Raw genomic sequence first — 20,972 nt, 5'->3', positions numbered from 1 at the left:
CCTGCAAATCCCGTGATTTTATTATTTTGCCCCATACCGGAATCAGGTCGACAGGGCTGAGCATCTTTTATATTGAACCCCATTGATGGTTTTTCTTTCCAAGCCAATAGGAAGTAAACAAGATGCGATACAGCCAGGGCCTATCAGAATATGGAATATGGAATATGGAATTTTTTAACGGGTCAATTTCTCAGACGCGACTCAGAATAAAGGCAAGTATTGCAGCCATCCTTGTATGGGGTTTGATTTTGTTTCAGGTCTCTGCCCCGGTCTTTGCCGCAGACATCGAGTGGACAGGCCCTGCCACCGGCAACTGGTCGGATGCCGGCAACTGGGATGGCGGTGTAAGCCCTGTCAGTGGGGATGATGTTACAGTGCCTATGGGATCTGCTGCTACCCAAATTAGCAACGATGCCCCAGGTCTTGCCAATATGAGTGTTACTATACGCAAGAGTCTACAGCTTGACGGCAACGCCATTGGCCTGGATAGTGACGGGATTTCGGTATGGGGTACAAGTCCTGTTGCAAACGTGTCTAATGATTTAGACATGCCCCAGGACACCTGGTTTACAATCGGTTCCCAGTCCAGCCTTTCTCTTCACGGCAGTATTTCCGGCACTGGCACGCTGTACCAAGACGGTGGTTCCCTGACCCTTTCCGGGGTGAACACTTATAGTGGCAATACCTTTGTTCAGGCGGGCACCCTGGTGGTGGGAGCGGACAATAATCTTGGGGCAGCAGGCGGAACCCTCCTTCTTAACGGTGGTACCCTTCAACTTGATGGCGGTTTTGATACAGCCCGCAACGTTACCCTGAAAACCAATGGCGGCACCATTGATACCAATGGTAATGATAATACCTTCTCCGGTGTGTTGGACGGATTGGGCAAGCTTAACAAAACCGGTTCCGGTACCCTCACCCTGACCGGTACAAATACCTATGCTGGGGGAACCATGGTCAGCGCCGGCACCCTGGCCGGAAACGCAGACAGTATTAAGGGGGCTATCACCAATAATTCCAATGTATTATTCACACAGAATGTTTTTGGTGAATATGCCGGTGTGATGAGCGGCAGCGGCAGCCTGGCCAAAGAAGGTACCGGCACCCTGAAACTTACCGGCACCAATACTTACACCGGCGGTACCACCATCAGCAGCGGACTCCTTTGGGGAGACACCGACAGCATTCAGGGCGATATTGCCAATGGCGGCGGTGTCTGGTTTGATCAGGATTTCAACGGGACCCATGGCGGTGACATCAGCGGTTCCGGCAGTCTGACAAAGATAGGGTGGGGGAACTTGACACTCACCGGCACCAATACCTACACCGGCGGCACCAATGTGTCCCGTGGGAATCTGATCGGAACCACCCAAAGCCTTCAGGGCGATATTGCCAATGGCGGCGGTGTCTGGTTTGATCAGGATTTCAACGGGACCTACGCCGGGGTTATAAGCGGCTCTGGTCATTTTATAAAAACCGGCACAGGCACCCTGAGCCTTTCCGGGGTGAATACTTATGGTGGAGGCACCTTCCTTGACGGCGGCACCCTGGCAGTGGGTGGGGACAACAGCCTTGGGGCAGCCAGCAGTGGCCTTACTTTTGACGGTGGCACCCTTCGTCTTACCAATGGGTTTACCACGGCCCGGACTGTATCCCTGGCCGCCGGAGGCGGCACCATTGATACCAACGGGAATGACAATACCCTTTCCGGTATTGTTTCAGGTGCCGGTGGGCTGACCAAGGCAGGCACCGGCACCCTGACCCTGACCGGCACCAATACCTACAGCGGGGGCACCTCTATCAATGGCGGGGTCCTGGCAGTGGGTGCGGACAACACCCTTGGGGCCGCCAGTGGCGGTCTTAGTTTTGACGGGGGAACCCTTCGTCTTACCAATGGGTTTACCACGGCCCGGACCCTGTCCCTTTCCCCTGGCGGGGGCACCATTGACACAAACGGGAATAACAATACCCTTTCGGGTATTGTTTCAGGTGCCGGTGGGCTGACCAAAGCAGGCACCGGCACCCTGATCCTGACCGGCACCAATACCTACAGCGGCGGCACCACAGTGAGTGAGGGAACCCTTGAAGGCACCAGCGCAAGCCTCCAGGGGGGGATCACCAATGATGCTTCTGTTGTGTTTAACCAGAATTCAAACGGTACCTATGCCGGGGGTATGAGCGGCACGGGCAGTCTGACCAAATCCGGCACAGGCAAGCTGATCCTTTCCGGGGCCAACACCTATACTGGGGGCACCACAGTGACCGGGGGAATCCTCCAGGGGACTGCCACCAGCTTGAAGGGGGATATCCTCAACAATGCCCAGGTGATTTTTACCGGGACGGGTACAGGCACCTACGCCGGTGTCATGAGCGGCACGGGCAGCCTTGTCCAGAACAGCGGAGACCTCATCCTGACCGGTGCGAATACCTACTCAGGGGGCACCACCATCAATGGTGGATACATGTCAGGGACCACCACCAGCCTGCAGGGAGACTTTGCGGTTAATGGTAACCTTACATTTGATCAGGGTTTTGACGGCACCTTCACCGGTAATATCAGTGGTACAGCAAGTGGGATACCCAACACAGGGCAGGTGGTGAAAAGAGGCTCCGGCGCCCTGATCCTCACCGGGACCAATACCTACAATGGCGGCACCCGAATTCTTGGGGGAACCCTTCAGGGCAATACCCACAGCCTCCAGGGCAACATGGAGATCTCTTCCGGTGCTGGTTTGGTTTTTGACCAGGCCGGTAACGGCACCTATGCCGGGGATGCAAGTGGTTTCGGCAGGTTTGACAAAACCGGGGCCGGGACCCTGACCCTGAGCGGCACCAATACCTACAGCGGCGGCACCACAGTGAGCGCGGGCACCTTGCAGGGGACCACCACCAGTCTGCAGGGAATGATTGTCAATCATTCAGCCGTGGTGTTTACCCAGAACACAGACGGCACATACACCGGCAATATGAGCGGTACCGGGGGGCTCACCAAGAGCGGCACCGGCACCGTGACCCTGACCGGCACCAATACGTATACCGGCGGCACCACAGTGACCGGGGGAATCCTCCAGGGGACTGCCACCAGCTTGAAGGGGGATATCCTCAACAATGCCCAGGTGATTTTTACCGGGACGGGTACAGGCACCTACGCCGGTGTCATGAGCGGCACGGGCAGCCTTGTCCAGAACAGCGGAGACCTCATCCTGACCGGTGCGAATACCTACTCAGGGGGCACCACCATCAATGGTGGATACATGTCAGGGACCACCACCAGCCTGCAGGGAGACTTTGCGGTTAATGGTAACCTTACATTTGATCAGGGTTTTGACGGCACCTTCACCGGTAATATCAGTGGTACAGCAAGTGGGATACCCAACACAGGGCAGGTGGTGAAAAGAGGCTCCGGCGCCCTGATCCTCACCGGGACCAATACCTACAATGGCGGCACCCGAATTCTTGGGGGAACCCTTCAGGGCAATACCCACAGCCTCCAGGGCAACATGGAGATCTCTTCCGGTGCTGGTTTGGTTTTTGACCAGGCCGGTAACGGCACCTATGCCGGGGATGCAAGTGGTTTCGGCAGGTTTGACAAAACCGGGGCCGGCACCCTGACCCTGAGCGGCACCAATACCTACAGCGGCGGCACCACAGTGAGTGAGGGAACCCTTGAAGGCACCAGCGCAAGCCTCCAGGGGGGGATCACCAATGATGCTTCTGTTGTGTTTAACCAGAATTCAAACGGCACCTATGCCGGGGGTATGAGCGGCACGGGCAGTCTGACCAAATCCGGCACAGGCAAGCTGATCCTTTCCGGGGCCAACACCTATACCGGCGGCACCACAGTGACCGGGGGAATCCTCCAGGGGACTGCCACCAGCTTGAAGGGGGATATTCTCAACAATGCTCAGGTGATTTTTACCGGGACGGGTACAGGCACCTACGCCGGTACCATGAGCGGCACGGGCAGCCTTGTCCAGAACAGCGGAGACCTCATCCTGACCGGTGCGAATACCTACTCAGGGGGCACCACCATCAATGGTGGATACATGTCAGGGACCACCAGCAGCCTGCAGGGAGACTTTGCGGTTAATGGTAACCTTACATTTGATCAGGGTTTTGACGGCACCTTCACCGGTAATATCAGTGGTACAGCAAGTGGGATACCCAACACAGGGCAGGTGGTGAAAAGAGGCTCCGGCGCCCTGATCCTCACCGGGACCAATACCTATGACGGCGGTACCCGAATTCTTGGGGGAACCCTTCAGGGCAATACCCACAGCCTCCAGGGCAACATGGAGATCTCTTCCGGTGCTGGTTTGGTTTTTGACCAGGCCGGTAACGGCACCTATGCCGGGGATGCAAGTGGTTTCGGCAGGTTTGACAAAACCGGGGCCGGGACCCTGACCCTGACCGGCAACAATACCTACAGCGGGGGCACCTCTATCAATGGAGGGGTCCTGGCAGTGGGGGCGGACAACATCCTTGGGGCCGCCGGCAGTGGTCTTAGTTTTGACGGGGGAACCCTTCGTCTTACCAATGGGTTCACCACAGCCCGGACCCTGTCCCTTTCCCCTGGAGGGGGCACCATTGACACAAACGGCAGTGACAATACCCTTTCCGGTATTATTTCAGGTGCCGGTGGGCTGACCAAAGCAGGCACCGGCACCCTGACCCTGACCGGCAACAATACTTACAGCGGCGGCACCTCTATCAATGGAGGGGTCCTGGCAGTGGGTGCAGACAACACCCTTGGGGCCGCCGGCAGTGGTCTTGGTTTTGACGGCGGTACCCTTCGTCTTACCAGTGGGTTCACCACAGCCCGGGCCGTGTCCCTTTCCCCTGGAGGGGGCATTATTGACACCAACGCCAGTGACAATACCCTTTCCGGTATTATTTCAGGTGCCGGCAGGCTGACCAAAGCAGGCACCGGCACCCTGACCCTGACCGGCAACAATACCTATACCGGCGGCACCTCTATCAATGGAGGGGTCCTGGCAGTGGGTGCGGACAACACCCTTGGGGCCGCCAGCAGCGGTCTTAGTTTTGACGGGGGAACCCTTCGTCTTACCAATGGGTTCACCACAGCCCGGACCCTGTCCCTTTCCCCTGGAGGGGGCACCATTGACACAAACGGCAGTGACAATACCCTTTCCGGTATTATTTCAGGTGCCGGTGGGCTGACCAAAGCAGGCACCGGCACCCTGACCCTGACCGGCAACAATACTTACAGCGGCGGCACCACAGTGAGCGCGGGTATCCTTGAGGGCACCAGCGCCAGTATCAGGGGCTCGATCACCAACAATGCCGCTGTGGCGTTCAACCAGGGCAGCGTCGGCACCTATAGTGGTGTTATGTCCGGCAGCGGCATCCTGATCAAAACCGGCACCAATACCTTGACCCTTACAGGTGCCAATACCTATGCAGGTGGCACATCCATAAATGGGGGGACTTTGGTTGTGGGTGCTGACAACACCCTTGGGGCCGCCAGTGGCGGCCTTTCTTTTAACAGCGGCATCCTTCTTCTTACCAATGGGTTTACCACAGCCCGGAATGTGACACTGAACGCCGGCGGGGGCACCATTGACACCAACGGGAATACCAATATCCTTTCCGGAGCATTATCCGGCACGGGCAGCCTGACCAAGAGCGGCACCGGCACCCTGACCCTGACCGGCAACAATACCTACAGCGGCGGCACCACAGTGAGCGCGGGCATTCTTGAAGGTACCAGCGCAAGCCTGTCGGGTGGTATCACCAACAATGCCGCTGTGGTGTTTAATCAGAACATCAGCGGTACCTATGGCGGCGTCATGGATGGCAGCGGCAGTCTGACCAAGAGCGGCACCGGCACCCTGAATCTGACTGGTATCAATACATATACCGGGGGAACCATGGTCAGCGCCGGCAGTCTTGCGGTGAACGGGAGTTTGGCAGGACTGGTCACAGTGGGTGCTTGGGGCACGCTGGGTGGCAATGGACATGTGGGCAATGTCATTGTTAATGGGCGCCTTTCCCCTGGAAATTCCATTGGCACCCTGAATACCGGGGATCTGACCCTGAATGCCGGGTCTATTTATACGGTGGAGACCGATGCTGCCGGAAACAGTGACCGAACCAATGTTACAGGGGTGGTCAGCCTGGGCAGTGCCACCCTTGATATCCAGGCCCAGAACGGGAGCTATGGTTACCAGACCGATTATCTGATCATTGACAACGATGGTGTGGACCCCATTACCGGCACCTTTGGCGGGGTGACCACCAACCTGGCCTTTCTGGATCCCACCCTGACCTATGGGGGGGGAGATGGGAACGATGTCATCCTCAGGCTGACCCGGAATAACGTAAATTTATCCTCAGTGGCCACCACCCCCAATGAAACAGCCGTGGCCCAGGCATTGGAGCAGGTTGTCACTTCCGGCGTCAACGGTGCACAGGATGTCATGAATGCCTTGGCAGGTCTGTCTGCTGCCCAGGCCTGCAGTGCCTATAACCAGATGAGTGGGGCAGGGAATGCTGCCTTTTTTCATACCGGCATTGCCGGAATCACCCAGTACATGAAAACCCTGACCCAGCGGATGGGGGCAATACGGGGTATGGGGGGGCTGGCCTCCCATCCCATTTATCTGGCTTTGGCTGACACAGGCAATGCCAGTGATGCAGACCCCCTGCTCTTTGCCCTGGGCAGTGCCAGCCCCCTTACCCCGGACAAAAACTGGGGAATCTGGGCCAGGGGAACCGGGATGTGGGGCAGCCGCAGCAGTGATGATACAGGTTCCCAGTACAGATATTCTTTGGGCAGTTATACCCTGGGGGCTGACGCCCGGCTTTCCCAGACCATGATCACCGGGATCAGCCTGGGATATGCCAAAACCAGCCTGGATTTTGACAACCTGGCCGATACCGGCAGTTCCCGCAGCTACCAGGCTGCTCTGTACGGGGATTATGTCTCAGGCCCCTGGTATGCCGATGCTGTCCTCTCCTTTGCTGTGAATGATTATGATACCCAGCGTGTGATCTCCCAGGGCAGCCTGAATCGCAGGGCCGATGGCGATTTTAAAGGGTGGGAAACCGGGGCCTATATTGAAGGGGGCTATACCTTTCGTAACCAGGGCTTTTACATCCATCCCCTGGCCTCCCTCCAGTACACCCATGTGGAACTGGACAGGTATACAGAGACCGGGGCCGGAATCCTGAATCTTGACATGGACAAGGGAAGAGTGGATTCCTGCCTGGGATCAGTGGGGCTGAAAGTTTCCCGGCCCATGAGGCTGTCTCAAGACTATATGGTATCGCCCGAAGCCCAGGTGCGGTGGGCACATGAGTTTTCCAATGATCCCAGAACCATTAATGCCGGGTTTGCCGGGGTGCCTGGAGGCCGCTTTATGGTAACGGGTGATTCTCCTGTTAAGGATTCGGCCATCCTAGGGCTGGGGCTCAATATCCTGTTTAAAAAATGGTTTAAACTCAACCTGAACTATGATGCCAGCCTGGGCCGGGATCATGAAGCCCATACCCTGGAAGGGACCCTTCGGTATATGTGGGATTAAGAATTTCAGGTAAGCCACACTTTCAGATTATGCCATTCCTGCTCATGGTGAACGGGTGAGGTAATTTCTTTTTTGGAAGGTCAATAGGTAATGGAACAGGTAAATTGTAAATTTTGGGCTTAGGAACCCTCAAAATAACAGAGCCTGTAGCAAGTATAACGTTTGAGCTGAGACGCGCGCGTTTTTTGCGCGTCGGTTTCCAGCGATTTGTTAGTGCGTTTTAACTATTCAATATGATTCAATAAACGAGAATAATGTCTAAATTATAAAAATCCAAGCGTAGCGAATAAGATAAGGATTATAAAAATAGCCAAAGAAAAATAGCTAATAATCAGCCCGGCTATAGCTATTCCTTTACCTTTTATATGATTGCTTTTCTTTAATTCTGATTTTGCAAGATGCCCACAAATTATACCAGGGAAACAGGCCAATGGCATTAAAGTAATCGATAGAATTGAACATATAATTGATGCGACAGCAAGTCTTGAGGTTTTAATTACAATTTGAGAATCATTATTCATTTTGAATATCTTATAATCTTGTACTGTTCAATTCATCGCTTACAACTGTGTCAATACATTCTTTACACATTGTTTCTTTTTAATCTGCCTATTTCGATTTGTTAACTCTCGTTTAAGGGAACACGGGTGGTTCCCTTAAAAAATTTTATTGCCTATTGACATAGCGGCGGCTCATATGGGTTATATTCTCACCTTAAATTTTATGTAAATAGCCATAGAATTGAAACAACTAAAATTACAGCTAAAATATAGGTAAAGATCATTGCTTTTAAAGCAAAAGAGACAATTTTTTTGCCCTTAATCAGAAAACCCAAAATGATTGTTATTAGGAACGCTGGAATGGTTCCCAAAAAACAATATTTCCCAAACATACTGACAAATTCATTAATTGGTGACTGAGATGAAAAAAGAGTTGTACCAACTACAAACATGACATTTGAGAGTAAAAAAGAGAATATTAAAGGGTGTTGAAACCGTTCAAATTTCTGTTTCGTTATAGGTGCCCCACGCGTTTGTAATTCTTTTTTCCAATGTCAGATTGTCCGGCTTTTACCGTAGCAATATCTGGTTTTGTTTTTTACCGCATAAAATCTATTTCAGACGGCGGCCTTTGTTGTATTCAGATATACCAATAGCGACCGATCAATCGGCTCAGAAAAAATCCCGCATTGAACGTTCAATTCATCCTGTGGCAGCAAACAACTCCTTTTGCCCATCTTCTTTTTTCATTGGTTTATGCCTTGTTCCGGCCATTTCAATCAACAATGTTACGATAGTCGTCAGAGTTGATCGGACAATCACACCATGCTGGCTTCTTACCCGTGTTTGTTCGAGGCCTTCTCTTTTTTTCATCAGATTAAAGGGCCTTTCACAGTTTTTCCGGATCTCGATTGCGTCTTGAGATCCGCTATGAAAAATCGGCATTGGTTGAAAATAGCCGCTGTCAAAATCAACGATCCTTGATTTTGAACAATTTGATTCAAACGCACACTCACCCGGAACGGCATCACATCCAAATTCGTGGCCTTCCGGTGTCGATCCCAAAAACTGCATTGGAATCTCACAAGAATCATTACAGGCAACCCTTAATGGCGATTCCAAAACGTTGTCAGGAAGTTTGGCTTTCTCCGATGCAGGGGTGACGACATAGACACCGGTTTCGTTGAGAACCGAACCATCACTATCGTGATAAGCCTGGTCGGCGGTTATCAATTTGATATCAATACCCAATGTTTGAGCAAGCTTGATCAACGGTTTTAAAAACAGGCTGTCATGATGATTTGCCGCCCCGATTAGGGATACCAATGGAAAACTATGGCCTGTCGATGGGTTGATGGCTGTTAGGGTGTGAAGCCGGTAGCCAATGACGTAATACGATTTATCCCTTTTATTCCGGCGTTTTCCACAATCACAGTCCGGATCGGAATACATTCGTATTTTTTTGCCTTTGACCTGAATTGTGCAAAGGGGGTAATTGATTTCAGACGGCAGTTCACTGGAATCAACACCATGGATAACGGCACTCTCCAGACAGCCTGATTTATAAAAATGATGGAGGAAATATACCAGGACATTCATCAATTGTTTGAAATTCAGGCCACGCCGGAAGTGACACAATTCAGTATGATCTGCCTGGTGTTTGGTATTTAAAGGCAGTCTCACAAAACGCCTGTTTTGCTTTCGTTCCCTGCCAAAATATTCATCGCTGCAAAATTTCCTGTAACTGATTTCAGGGTATTTGATTATTTTTAAAAGCTCCATCCGAAATAACTGGTAGGGTTGAATATCCCTGTGCACAGCGGAATATCCGTCAGGCGCAATCAAGCTGTTGATAATCTGGTTGTCTATAAGTTGGTCAACAAACTGCAATTCCGGGTCTACAATTTCAGGGTATGGCTTTTTCAGGGTGTCAAAATGAAACAGGTTGTCGGAATGAAAATTTTCAATGTAGGACGCCATCTCAGGAAGGCTACGAATCTCTGCTGAGGGGGCCTGATCTTCAACTCCTATGAGTTCTTCGATGGGGATGTCCAAGGTTTGAGAATAATCATAATTATCCAAAACTTCCATCATGATTTGCTTTGTCAGCTCTTTTTTGGACTTCCTTGTCATCTTTTTCCAGTTCGGAAAACTCTTTTTCAATTGCTTTGTGATGATTCGCCTGATATTTTTTGTATGCATAAAGCCTCTGTGGTGTTGTTTCCTTTTTGTTTAGGCGCTTGAAAGATACAACTAAACAGAGGCTTTTTCAATTACTAACATACTGAAAATTTGTCGGATAACGTTAAAATTGCGTCATCGATTTCAACACCCTTCATTAACCACCAGGTTTTGTTTTCGATCATTTTTAACATAGTGTATTCTGAATATAACAAGGAATTCTCCGGTTGTCCGGTTATCTTGAGCAATCTGATATCTAACCGCATATCATGCGGAATTAAAGGATAACCGGATCGATTATCATCTTAGAATCTCCCTGAATTGCATATCAGTATCGATGACACGTGTAAAGAATATTCAGGGGAAAAAATATTTGTCGTTGATCAGATTTGTCAAAAATTATCCGTTCTTGTATTAGCCTATACTCAGATATCCGGACGGCATATATGAAGCAAACAAGGAATGCCAATGTCCACAATTCCTATGAGAAAGTAAGTCAACAAAAAATATCCGTCCGATACAAAAAAATAGATTTTTTTGCTTAAGGTCTCCCTAACCTCTGCGCTTGTTGTTCTGCTTATGCTGGTTAATCTTTCTTTATACTATCAGTATTTCGTTACACGCCTATCTGAGCTCTCTTTCCAGGATTATACCAACTCTCGGACCGGGCTATTATAAATTCAAGAAATAGAGGAGGGAAAGTCTTAGGTATTCATTTACTCTGAAATTGAACCTTGTCCTGCAAGTAGTCCTCGCTATAAAAATAATTTCAATCAGCTAAAGGGATCGAAAGTGGCCTAAGAAATTTATTTCAAAAATCTCGCAATATAATTGAGAAACGAATTCCCTTGCTGAAACCAAAACAGCATTCTTTTGTAATAACCGTCACAAAGCACGCTGTTGGTATGCATATTTCAGCTGAAGCTTTCAATGTGTATATATTCATCAGTAACGCCGCGTTCAGTTAAAAGGAATACAATATCGGCGATAAAACTTTTCGGGCCGCACACATAAAATTCAGCGTCCGTTTCTGGAACGAATTGTTCTAATGCGCTGGCATCAATACGGCCTGACCGGTGGTAGTCCACGCCTTCTATGTCTTTTGAATGCGGGTGGCTGTAAAGTACAGACAAGTGAACAGAATCACTATGCCGGGCGGCAAGGGCAGCGACTTCATCCACAAGCGGACGGTGGGTCCCATTGCGTGCGCCATGGATAAAATAAACCTGCCTGCCCTGTTTTGCCAGGACATGCAGCATGCTGACCATTGGGGTAATGCCGATTCCGGCACTGACAAGTACGATTGGCCGGTCCTTATCCTGCGGCAGAACAAACCCCCCTTCGGGGGCTTTTGCCAGGATGGCATTGCCTGGCGACAAGTGATCGTGCAGCAGGCGGGAAACAAGACCAAACGGCTCTCTTTTAACGCTGATACGGTATTCTTTCTCTCCCGGTTGATTTGACAGCGAGTAGGTTCGCTCCAATACTTCGCTGCCCTCAAGCGCCAGCTCAATTGGCAGATACTGGCCTGCTTTAAACAGCGGCAGTCTGCCCTTGTCCCGGGGGGCAAACACAAAAGAGGCAACATCTTCACTTTCAATGATTTTGTCTACTAAAACAAGCTCGCGGACACCACCTTCTGCAGCACGCCATCGCAAAGGCAGTGAATGATCTGATTGCACGATATGCGTAATTTCAATATTGATAAGTCTCTTTGCACCCGGATGTTTAGAGATCTCGCCGGAATCCCAGTCGATTTCCGCGTTTCCGGTAATTTGCAGCATTGAGCCATGCTGAAATTCCACAAAAAGCAGTCCCACCCTGGAATCCTTCACCAGATTGCCAATGGTGTTGAAAAGGTTGTTGCCTGCATAATCCGGTAAAACCAGGCTGGTGTCGCCTTTAATCTTAACAAAACCTGCAGGCCCGCCCCTGTGGGAAACGTCCATCCCCCTGCCATTTTTCTGATGCGGTTCATGGTGGCCGCTGGCAATAAACATGGTATCTGCCCTGGAGATCCAGGATTTCATATGATCATCAAGACGGGAGTGGTTCGAGGTCTGCATTCTTTTTAGATTGGCCCCAGCCTTGTGCCAGACCCGTTTGGATATATATTGAGGACAATTTCCAAAGGACTGCTCAACGGCAAGAGTGAAGCCTTGCTCATCGCACTGCGCTATCTTCCCGTTGACCCGGTTGCGCCTTCGTGTTTCAAGCTCAATACCCAAAAGACCGATCTGGGCATCTGCGAAAAACGAATTTTCCAGCGCATCTCCCTGCAGGGGCTTTGACCTGACCTCCAGGTATTGGGGGCCTTGCGATTGTACAAAGCCGGGAGTGCCAACCAGCAAAGTTGCCCAGGGGGCGCCAGTATTGTCCCGGGCAGCGGCAACGACAAAGGGCAGTTGCCGGAAAAATGATTGGTGCTGCGCCGGCATAACCGGGCGGATGGCATGAGGAGCCCATTGGTTCACTTCATCAATCACACCGACACGCGTTTGCACTTCTATTTCGCCCTCATGAAAAGGAGACCATATCGTTGTATTTTCCATAAGAATCACCTCTTTTTTATTGACAGCCCCTTCCCTTGAGGTTGAAAAAAAACTTGAGCCCTTTTTTAATGGCAGGGGAAAATAGTTTGGGGGACAGATAGGCCCCGGCGACCCGCTTGTTGATTTCACCCATGGTGGGATAGGGATGGATGGCAGCGGCAAGGGTGGACAGTTTGACCTTGCCGTTGAACGCCGCCACCCATTCATTGATCAGGTTTCCTGCGCCAGCCCCCAGGATCTGAACCCCGATGGGTTTTTCTTTTTCATCCAGCAGCAGTTTGATTTTACCATCTGTTTTCTTTTCAGCCTGGGCCCGGTCATTGTCTAAAAATGATTCAATAATCGCCTGGCAGTGTATTCCGGCTCTTTTTGCCGCCCTTTCATTCATGCCGATGCTGACCAGTTCCGGGTCGGTATAAGTGACCCAGGGAAGCCAGGTATAATTCACCTTCCTGGGGAGTCGGAACACGGCATTGCTGATCACAATTCCCCCTTCATATCCGGCGGCATGGGTGAACTGGTATCCACCGTTCACATCCCCTGCTGCGTATATGTGGCTGTGGCTGGTGCGCAGCCGGTGGTCCACCCGGATGCCGGACCGCTCCACGGCGATGCCGATGCCGGACAGGCCCAGCCCCTCTGTATTGGGGGATCTGCCCATGCTCACCAAAATGGCATCTGCAGTGAACTGATGTGTATTGCCTGCCGTATCCTTGATTGTTACCTGCCGTCCTTTAGGCAGATCTTCCACCTGCTCTATGGATGCCTTCAGGACAAAATTCACCCCTTCCGCCCTCAACACCTGCATGACACCGTCAGCCATATCTTTGTCCTCTTTTCCCAGAACCTGTGAAGAACGATCAATAACGGTCACCGTTGTGCCGAACCGGTTGAAGGCCTGGGCCATTTCAATGCCGATGGGGCCGGCACCCAGTATGATCATGGACCCGGGCAATGCATCCATGTAAAAAATCTCTTTGTTGGTCAGGTGCGGGGTGTCAGCCAGGCCCGGAATGGGGGGAACCACCGGAGATGAGCCCGTGGCAATCACCCACTTGCCGGCAGAGATCGTTCTGCCATTCAGCGCCACCGCATGCTCATCCACAAACCGGGGCTGCCCGGACATCACTTTGGCGCCCAGGCTGCAGAACCGCTCTTTTGAATCGTGCTGCTGGATGGTATCCACCACCGACCGGATGCGGTCTGCCACCTGCCTGAAATCCACCGGCGGAAGGTCCACCCGGGGCAGGCCAAATGCCTGGGCCTGTTTCATCAGGTGGTACACATGGGCCGATTTGATCAGGGTTTTACTGGGAACACACCCGTAATGGAGGCAGTCTCCCCCCAGTTTGTCCTCCTTCTCGATGACTATTGTTTTCGCCCCCAGTTGTGCCGCGCCGGATGCGGTTGTCAACCCGGCGGCCCCCCCACCAATGATTCCGATATCATATTCGTAATGTCTCATGATCTTTCCTTTTTGATTAAAGAGACCCCTTTTTTGGCCAGAAGGGGGAAGCACCCCAGAAGGGCGAACGACAAAAGCAGCCCCGGAGATACAATCCCTTTTAAAGAATCTATCTGCCCCAGCTGTGTGCCGGCATTGACATATACCAGAGTCCCAGCCAGCATGCCGATCTGGCTGACCAGGTAAAACCGGAAGGTTGTAATGGGTGTCAGGCCCATCACCAGATTGATGATAAAAAATGGAAATACGGGTACCAGCCGCAGGGTGAACAGATAAAATTCGCCTTCTTTGGAAATGCCTTGATTGATGGCCCGCAATTTGTCTTTGAAACGGGCCTGCACCCAGTCCCGCAGTAAAAACCGGGACACCACAAACGCCAGGGTCGCGCCAATCGTGCTGGCAAAGGAGACCACCACCGTACCGGTGAAAAGTCCGAAAACCGTTCCACTTGCAAGGGTCATAACAGCAGCCCCGGGCAGGGAAAGGCCGGTTACAAGAATATAGATACCCATGAATATCCCGATTGTTGCCATTGTGTTTTCCCGATAAAATGCCAGCAGCATCTCCTGCTGTGACTTGATATATTCCAAAGATAAATACCGGCTCAGATCCAGCACAAAAAAGAGAACAAACAGCAGGACAATGGCGCCGATCACCAACCCTCTTGAAACGTTCTTTTTCATGTGTCACACTCCTCTTATTTCTTGTTGATCCGGTGCGCCTCAACCTCATTGAACAGGGTGCTCACCGGTTGACGTTTTGAATACCAGGGACACGCGTTTGCACGGATATTTCTCCTTCAGCATGGGCAGACTTTTGCTTTCTTCAGGAATTGGCCCGCGTTCACTTAAAGGCAGACGCATTCCGGAACCGGATATCCACCCCCTTGCTTAACGTGCGGTGCATAAAGCATCGGCTGGCGATTTCCAGCATCCGCTGTCGTTGACCTGAATCCAGATTCCCTTTCAATTCAATGGTTCCCTCAATAGAGTCAGTTCTATCCTCTTCGCTGCCCATGGACCGGCTCTGATTTTCATCGTTCCGGTTGTGCGCAAGTTCGATGAAGATACTTTCCAGAGCAATGCTTTTATGCTCCGCATACATGCGGAGAGTGATGGCCGCTCACGACCCCAATGCTGCCAGAAGGTAGGAATAAGGTCCCGGGCCGCTGTCATCACCGCCGTCAAGTTCGATACGGTCGGCTGTCAGCCTGTGCCGGCCGGCGATAATTTCCTGGGCATAGCGAAACCCTTTCTTATTGTGTATGGTGACTTTCAGCGCCATTTTTTATGCTCCTTTCATCCAACAAACGGCCGTTTTTCTATCTGCAGGTTTTCGATGGATATTGACCTGATTTTATAGGCGAAGTTCCGTAAGTCCGGGGAAGTCTTCGGGGCGGGGGCCAAGCTTTGGCCACAGGAATTTTCTGTCTTCTTTTCTGATGGGCACATCGTTAATGCTTGCCTCCCGGCGATGCATCAGGCCGTTGCCTGAAAATTCCCACAGCTCATTACCACAGGCCCGGAACCAGTCGCCGGAATCGTTGCGGTACTCATATTGAAACCGCACGGCAATCCGGTTGTCCTCCCAGACCCATAGTTCCTTGACAAGACGATACTCCTGTTCCTGCTCCCATTTGCGGGTCAGAAATGCCTGGATCGCTTCCCGTCCCTGAAGAAATTGAGCCCTGTTTCGCCAGCAGCTGTCCCTTGTGTATGCCAGAGATACCTTTACGGGATCCCGGCTGTTCCATCCATTCTCTGCCATGCGTACTTTTTGTTCTGCTGTTTGCCTTGTGAACGGCGGTAAAGGGGGTCTGTTTTCCATTGTCGTTGCTCCTGTGATCTGATTATAATTTGTCTCCATGATCATTGGGTATCGAAACATGAGCCGGAGTGGCCAACTGCCACTCCGGCCCATGAAGCGGACCGTTTATTTGACACGCAGCGGGTAAGGCGGTGTGGGGATAATCGGGCAGAAATAAGAGTAATTGCCTTTTTTCAGATTAAGCGTGAAGCTTCCCTGCTCACCGTTTTTAAGCAGGATCACCTTCATGCTTGAATTATCCGTGGTGACATTGTTCTGCCCTTTGTTAAAGACAAAACCGGCATCCTTGCCGGACATGTTTTTCACGACAATCTTATATCTGCCTGCCGGAATATCGAAAACATTCCCCTGGGTTTCAAAATAACCCGGATGTTCGATGATCTTAATGGTATCTATTGTACCTGCTGCTGCTGATACGGCCATAAGCCAGAGACTGGTAATTGCGATAATGGTATTGACTATTTTTTTCATGACGTCCTCCAAATATTATTTTTATTTTTGCAAAACCTGGGATTTTCCCAGGTTCCTGCGGCGGGCAGCTGTTATGCGCTGCGCCGAATTTCTGAGTTTTCAAGGGCTTTCATCATTTCAACGGCCTTTTTCGTAGACCAGACCGCATTGGCCATCATACGGAAGTTGACAAGGGCGGCAAGATAGCCGTCTCCTTCCGGAATGATGGCGCCGGCAGTGGCATTCTTGACCACGGCCACTTCAAAGCCTGCTTCCAGCAAGGCCCGCATATGGCTTTCCACACAAAGGTTTGCAGACATCCCGGCCAGGATGACCTGGTCGATATGCTGCTTGCGAAGCTGCAGGACAAGGTCGTTCTGTTCCGGCCCATACACCTTGTGGGGTGAGGCGATGACCGTCTTTCCATCGTTTATGTAGGATTTGTACCGGTCGACAAAGTCAGCGCCAGAGCCTTCCAAACCGGTTACATCAAGTGCCCCGGGGCGGTCGAACATGCCAATGGAATGCATGACTTTTTCCAGGGCGCCTTCAAATTTCCACCTGTGGTCATGGGGATAGTAGTAATGGGGAGAGATGAAGACCGGCAGACTGGCGCTTTTTGCTGCTTTAAACAAGTCTTCAAGATGCTGCACAACATTGTGTTCCATCACGGATTCCCCTACAACCCCCCACGCCACACCGGTTTCATGCAGAAAATCGTTCTGAGGGTCGATCACGACCAAAGCGGACCTTTGGGGATCGAGGACCATATCGCTTGGCGGCAGGCCTGGAGTCTCAGGCTCGGAATAGGCGGGATTCTTAACATAATCTTGACCAGACATTTATAGCTCCTTTATTAATTTAAGTTGTTGGTTCCAACGCATCCGGTTTGATCTTTCTGCGTTTGAATACCTAAGATTTCAAAGAACGTGCCAATCGCCTCAATTATTCATAAGCACCCGTTTTTATAATAAATACACAAGTTGAGGCTTAAGCCTAACAACCACAAAAAATTGTGATCACCAAAATATTGTGGTCAAACAGCAAAATTTTAGATAGGCTTTGTCTATGAATCTTGAATCAAATTACGAACCTGAATATGAATCTTTAAAGACACTTCTTCTGGAAATGGCCAGAGAGCATGCGGTTGCCCCACTTTTAAAATTGATCGTCCGGCAGCTTGCCCAACGTCCTCATGTCGCCTTGGCCCGGATCTGGCTGATCCGGGAGGGAGGCTGTCCCTGTCCGATGAAAGAACAGGCCTGCGATGACAATGAAAGATGTCTTCACCTGATGGCAAGCCAGGGCAGTTCCCTGGTTGACACCAAGGCCGACTGGTCCAGGCTTGATGGTGATTTCAGCCGGTTCCCCCTTGGTTCCCGCAAGGTCGGATGGATTGCAGCCCATGGAAAAGCTGTGGAAGTGCAGAACGTAGAAAAGGATTCAAAATGGATCGCCAGACCGGACTGGGCCCGCAAGGAGGGGATACTCGGATTCGGAGGACAGCCGCTGATCTATAAAGATGAGGTGCTGGGGGTTCTGGTAATCTTCACACGCATTCAGCTAAAGCATGAAGAACTGGTCTGGATGAGGATGATGGCCAATCATGCGGCCACTGCAATCGTCAATGCACAGGCGTTTGAAAAAATTCACCGGCTGCAGGAGCAGCTTGCTCTGGAATGTTCGTATCTACAGGAGGAAGTCAAAGAAGCGCGGGCGTTTGGTGATATGGTGGGTGAAAGCGATGCCATGAAAAACGTCATGAAACAGGTTGAGCTTGTCGCTCCCACAGATGCAAGCGTTCTCATCTTGGGCGAAAGCGGCACCGGTAAGGAACTTGTCGCCCGGGAGATTCACAACCGCAGCTCACGCCGCAAATATCCATTGATCAAAGTCAATTGTGCATCCATCAGCAGGGAATTGTACGAGAGTGAATTTTTCGGCCATGTCAAAGGTGCTTTCAGCGGAGCGATCAAAGACCGGGCCGGAAGGTTCCAAGCTGCCGATGGGGGGACATTGTTTCTTGATGAAGTTGGAGAAATCCCCCTTGACCTGCAGAGTAAATTATTGCGGGTGCTTCAGGAAGGCCAGTATGAACGGGTCGGAGAAGAAACAACGCGAAAGGTTGATGTCCGTATCGTTGCAGCGACCAACCGCAATCTGAAAAAAGCGGCTGAAAAGGGACGTTTCAGGCAGGACCTCTATTACCGTCTGAATGTTTTTCCCATAGAAGTCCCTCCACTCAGGGTCCGGAAAATTGATATTCCGCTTCTTGCCGAGCATTTTTTAGGGTTACTCAAAAAGAAAAGCAATCGAAAACTGCCAAAGTTGTCAACTGCCAACCTAAGGCAGCTTCAAAGCTACAATTGGCCGGGAAATGTCCGTGAACTTCAAAATGTAATCGAACGGGCTGTGATACTGATACAGGGGAATTCATATCATTTTGAACTTCAGGAGGAGGACGCCTCTAGTGATTCAGGCAGAGCAACTACAGCCCCTGCAACACCATCTGATGAATATAAGGTGGTACCGGAATCCGAGATGAAGGAACGGGAAAGGCAAAATATCATCGCAGCACTGGAAAAAAGCAATTGGAAAATATACGGCGATGACGGCGCTGCCAACCTTCTTGACATCAAGCCAACCACGCTCTCTGCCAGAATGAAAAAGATGAATATAAAAAAATCGACCACATAATATAAGAAAGAGGTTTTACCTGATCAATTTTCAGGTTTATCATCGCCTCTATACCACGCCCTCCCTACAGAACAAGCAACCTAAGATTTTCAACAGGCAAGCCTTGATTTGCATGTGCCCCCAATATTTTGCTGTCCGGCCCTAAAATTTTAATGGTTCCAAAAGAAACTCTGCGTGATATCCGACTGAAAAAATACGAATAAACCTCAAAAAACAGAGACTTATTCCCATATTATTGTAACTGGCACGCTATTTGTACTCTTGTATTGGCAAAAGCAGAAAAGCACGGAGCGCCAATACCCATCACTTTTACGACAAGGAAGGCACAAGATGTTTGATCATAAGTCAAAAACCACCCCAGACTGGGATAAAGGAGAAAGCGGGGCATCAAGGAATATGGAACCGGCCTTGCACAAGGAAATGGATAAAGAAGGGAATATCAATGCAGACGTAAAGGATTTTGATGTTAAAAGACATTTGGAATCAGCGTATTGCTTAAACTGACACAAAAAAGCATAAACGGTATAGAAATCTTAGAATCCAATGGCAGATACCGTTCCAACCTGGATTATAATGAAATGAACCAAGCGGTTACCACGACAATCAATGCCCATAATATACACCTTAAGGTGAATTAGATTTTATGCGCGGGGGTATCATGATTACAACTTTTATAAAAGTGCAAGTGGCAAAGCCTATTATAAGTCGTTTCTTTTTCCCCAGAATTCAAAAAGAGTTGTCCTTGATTTGATAGAGAGGAAACCGAAAAATCTTCGCTCCAAACTGCATTAGTATTTTTAATTTTGTGACCACAGACTACCTCAGAAATGAAATCTCATAAATGCTTTATCCAGAGCCCGGACCATTATTAATATTCAACACTCCGAGATTACTTGTTTTTACGGAATTTTGATTTGGGTACTGGGCGACACATGTGTCTATCTTTGTTGACCTATGTCATCGTTCAAAACAACGTTGATTTCTATTGTTATTGGTGACCTGGTTTTCAAAATCTGGCAAATCAAATCGAGATGTTTGAGGTGCGGACTACCTCAGAAACAAGGTCCATTTTCGGGTGGAAACCGACCCAAGAATATCCCTGTCAGCCTTATTTATTTCATTAGATTTGATCTGGATAATAATTTATAAAATTTAACGTTGGAGTTCAGGGGGCCGCTGAGTGTAGCGAGGGGGCCGGGAACTCGCTCCCGGCAGTCCGCTTCAACGAAGGGTTATACAGCAGTTTAAGAATTATTCTTCTGCTGTACAATCGTTACCACGAAATTTCCAAGAAACTATTTTATCATCTATGACTTCAAAAGTAGTTTGGCAGTTGTAATTTAAATTTCGGGCAGGCCTGCCGCCAGAAGAAGTGGTATAAGCAGTGTTTCCTATTACCTTAGTGCTGTAAGTTGGGGCTCTGCCAGGTAAGTAAACATTTCTTGAAGAATTATAAACCAGAAATTTTACACCTCCAGTTTCGTATGTTTGTTGTGGTGGCCCCCAACTTCTAATCAAATCTAATTCAGAAGCCCCTATCCAAGACTCAACAATCTTTTTATATCCTGCTGTTGTTGCACAGCTTGAGACGACTAATGCTAAAAGCAATAAAAAAATAGTTTTTCTCATATTTTCTCCTTATCTGCTGTATAACCACTTATTATCAGTGGGGATATAGTTTCTTCAGAATCAACTTTATTGGAGAATATCCTGGCCGCAACCTATATGGCAAGGGAGAATTTGAACGAGGACT

At 50.0% G+C, this 20,972-nt stretch carries 14 protein-coding genes; 3 read left to right on the top strand and 11 right to left on the bottom strand.

The genetic code is table 11. The annotated features are described in order from the left end of the window. The first annotated feature begins 431 nt into the window (after positions 1–431). A complete protein-coding gene (locus F608_RS36235; protein ID WP_161626868.1) occupies positions 432–7,547 on the top strand; it encodes an autotransporter-associated beta strand repeat-containing protein in 7,116 nt (2,371 codons plus the stop codon). 263 nt (positions 7,548–7,810) lie between these two features. Here the strand turns inward: F608_RS36235 and F608_RS35755 are convergent, their stop codons facing one another. From F608_RS35755 to F608_RS0115810, 10 genes are all read right to left on the bottom strand, one after another. Beyond that, the gene (locus F608_RS35755; protein ID WP_084681172.1) at positions 7,811–8,068 is read right to left on the bottom strand and encodes a DUF4190 domain-containing protein; all 258 of its coding nucleotides are present in this window, start codon (positions 8,066–8,068) and stop codon (positions 7,811–7,813) included. Positions 8,069–8,749: 681 nt separating this feature from the next. Next, positions 8,750–10,249: a hypothetical protein gene (locus F608_RS0115845; RefSeq protein WP_022663626.1), complete on the bottom strand. Its 1,500-nt coding sequence runs from the start codon at positions 10,247–10,249 to the stop codon at positions 8,750–8,752. An 893-nt stretch (positions 10,250–11,142) separates the two neighbouring features. Then, a complete protein-coding gene (locus F608_RS0115840; RefSeq protein ID WP_022666631.1) occupies positions 11,143–12,780 on the bottom strand; it encodes an FAD-binding oxidoreductase in 1,638 nt (545 codons plus the stop codon). A gap of 16 nt (positions 12,781–12,796) precedes the next feature. Continuing rightward, positions 12,797–14,245, bottom strand: a complete 1,449-nt coding sequence (locus tag F608_RS0115835; protein WP_022666630.1) for a dihydrolipoyl dehydrogenase family protein — start codon at positions 14,243–14,245, stop codon at positions 12,797–12,799. Beyond that, complete coding sequence (locus F608_RS0115830; protein ID WP_022666629.1) at positions 14,242–14,928, bottom strand: TVP38/TMEM64 family protein; 687 nt, start codon at positions 14,926–14,928, stop codon at positions 14,242–14,244. Before F608_RS0115830 ends, F608_RS0115835 begins: the two co-directional genes overlap by 4 nt. 160 nt (positions 14,929–15,088) lie before the next feature. Further along, positions 15,089–15,361 carry an OsmC family protein gene (locus F608_RS34945; protein WP_279615097.1) on the bottom strand — a complete coding sequence of 91 codons (273 nt, stop codon included), beginning with the start codon at positions 15,359–15,361 and terminating at the stop codon, positions 15,089–15,091. 6 nt (positions 15,362–15,367) lie between these two features. After that, positions 15,368–15,529 (bottom strand): OsmC family protein, encoded by a 162-nt coding sequence (locus F608_RS36230; RefSeq protein WP_153307521.1) that lies wholly within the window; start codon positions 15,527–15,529, stop codon positions 15,368–15,370. A gap of 72 nt (positions 15,530–15,601) precedes the next feature. Next, a complete protein-coding gene (locus F608_RS0115820) occupies positions 15,602–16,072 on the bottom strand; it encodes a nuclear transport factor 2 family protein (protein WP_022666628.1) in 471 nt (156 codons plus the stop codon). 105 nt (positions 16,073–16,177) lie between these two features. Beyond that, the gene (locus tag F608_RS0115815; RefSeq protein WP_022666627.1) at positions 16,178–16,543 is read right to left on the bottom strand and encodes a cupredoxin domain-containing protein; all 366 of its coding nucleotides are present in this window, start codon (positions 16,541–16,543) and stop codon (positions 16,178–16,180) included. A gap of 71 nt (positions 16,544–16,614) precedes the next feature. Next, on the bottom strand, positions 16,615–17,364 hold the full coding sequence (locus F608_RS0115810; RefSeq protein ID WP_022666626.1) for a cysteine hydrolase family protein: 750 nt from the start codon (positions 17,362–17,364) through the stop codon (positions 16,615–16,617). 226 nt (positions 17,365–17,590) lie between these two features. On the opposite strand from F608_RS0115810, the gene F608_RS0115805 reads away from it, so the two are divergent. Together F608_RS0115805 and F608_RS36225 are read left to right on the top strand one after the other, a co-directional pair. Then, entirely contained in the window at positions 17,591–19,219 is a 1,629-nt protein-coding gene (locus tag F608_RS0115805) for a sigma 54-interacting transcriptional regulator (RefSeq protein ID WP_022666625.1), read from the top strand. Positions 19,220–19,549: 330 nt separating this feature from the next. Continuing rightward, positions 19,550–19,723, top strand: a complete 174-nt coding sequence (locus F608_RS36225; RefSeq protein ID WP_022666624.1) for a hypothetical protein — start codon at positions 19,550–19,552, stop codon at positions 19,721–19,723. Between the two features lie 747 nt (positions 19,724–20,470). Here the strand turns inward: F608_RS36225 and F608_RS36220 are convergent. Next, positions 20,471–20,848 carry a lipoprotein gene (locus F608_RS36220; protein ID WP_153307520.1) on the bottom strand — a complete coding sequence of 126 codons (378 nt, stop codon included), beginning with the start codon at positions 20,846–20,848 and terminating at the stop codon, positions 20,471–20,473. Between the last annotated feature and the right edge of the window lie 124 nt (positions 20,849–20,972).

This window comes from Desulfospira joergensenii DSM 10085, assembly GCF_000420085.1.
Taxonomy (GTDB): domain Bacteria; phylum Desulfobacterota; class Desulfobacteria; order Desulfobacterales; family Desulfobacteraceae; genus Desulfospira; species Desulfospira joergensenii.
This window is presented reverse-complemented; position numbering and strand designations above follow the sequence as displayed.

Coding starts and splice junctions, on each gene's coding strand:
- F608_RS0115820 (WP_022666628.1), bottom strand. CDS start 16,072: ATGGAAAACAGACCCCCTTTACCGCCGTTCACAAGGCAAACAGCAGAA.
- F608_RS0115810 (WP_022666626.1), bottom strand. CDS start 17,364: ATGTCTGGTCAAGATTATGTTAAGAATCCCGCCTATTCCGAGCCTGAG.
- F608_RS0115830 (WP_022666629.1), bottom strand. CDS start 14,928: ATGAAAAAGAACGTTTCAAGAGGGTTGGTGATCGGCGCCATTGTCCTG.
- F608_RS36225 (WP_022666624.1), top strand. CDS start 19,550: ATGTTTGATCATAAGTCAAAAACCACCCCAGACTGGGATAAAGGAGAA.
- F608_RS36230 (WP_153307521.1), bottom strand. CDS start 15,529: ATGGCGCTGAAAGTCACCATACACAATAAGAAAGGGTTTCGCTATGCC.
- F608_RS36220 (WP_153307520.1), bottom strand. CDS start 20,848: ATGAGAAAAACTATTTTTTTATTGCTTTTAGCATTAGTCGTCTCAAGC.
- F608_RS0115845 (WP_022663626.1), bottom strand. CDS start 10,249: ATGCATACAAAAAATATCAGGCGAATCATCACAAAGCAATTGAAAAAG.
- F608_RS36235 (WP_161626868.1), top strand. CDS start 432: ATGAGTGTTACTATACGCAAGAGTCTACAGCTTGACGGCAACGCCATT.
- F608_RS0115835 (WP_022666630.1), bottom strand. CDS start 14,245: ATGAGACATTACGAATATGATATCGGAATCATTGGTGGGGGGGCCGCC.
- F608_RS0115840 (WP_022666631.1), bottom strand. CDS start 12,780: ATGGAAAATACAACGATATGGTCTCCTTTTCATGAGGGCGAAATAGAA.
- F608_RS35755 (WP_084681172.1), bottom strand. CDS start 8,068: ATGAATAATGATTCTCAAATTGTAATTAAAACCTCAAGACTTGCTGTC.
- F608_RS0115805 (WP_022666625.1), top strand. CDS start 17,591: ATGAATCTTGAATCAAATTACGAACCTGAATATGAATCTTTAAAGACA.
- F608_RS0115815 (WP_022666627.1), bottom strand. CDS start 16,543: ATGAAAAAAATAGTCAATACCATTATCGCAATTACCAGTCTCTGGCTT.